Annotated in this window: 1 protein-coding gene; it reads right to left on the minus strand. The window is 77.0% G+C overall.

The window, feature by feature from the left end; all coding sequences use genetic code 11:
* A partial coding sequence (locus AX737_RS11760) for a glycosyltransferase (RefSeq protein WP_156453671.1) occupies positions 1–665 on the minus strand: 665 nt, incomplete at both ends.

Raw genomic sequence — 665 nt, forward strand, 5'->3', positions numbered from 1 at the left:
CGCAGCCGAGCAGGCGCCCGCCGGGGGGAAGGGCGAGGCCGAGGCGGGCGCGCGCCTCCGCCTGGCTCAACGCGCTGTCGCGGCCGACGAAGCCGTGGTCGATATGCACCACGCGGGCACGGTAGCGCTCCGGATAATCCGCGAGGTCGCCGGCCGAATCGTGGGAGTTCACCACGATCCGGCCGTAGAGGCCGCGTGCGCCGAGCCAGCGATCGACGGCCCTGGCGCGCGGCGGGGTGGTGTCGCGGGCCGAGTTCTGGTTGGCGATCACCACGGGCACGCCCGCGAGCCGCGCGGCGGCGGCGCCGACGATGTTGCCGTAGTGCTGGAAGCACAGCACCGCGTCCGGCCGCGCACGGCGGATCCGGCGCACGAGATCGAGGAAGAAGCGCGCGAAGGCGAGCGGCGTGCGCGGCCGCCCGGCCGCGCAGAAGGCGACGCCCGGCTCGGCGTCGAAGGCGCCGGTCTTGCGGTAGAAGAAGAGCTGCCCGGTGCGGTAGCCGCGCTCCGCCAGCGCGGTGGCCAGCATGCGGGCGATGGCCTGGGCGCCCGCGTTCTCGGCCTGGGGCTGGATCAGCAGGACGTGGGGCCCGGGCGCGGGTGCGCCCCGGAACCGCTCCGCCCGGCCCGCGGCGGGCGCGCCGGGGTGACGGGTGTCGGGGGGG

Source organism: Methylobacterium sp. CCH5-D2, from assembly GCF_001556475.1.
GTDB lineage: Bacteria > Pseudomonadota > Alphaproteobacteria > Rhizobiales > Beijerinckiaceae > Methylobacterium > Methylobacterium hispanicum.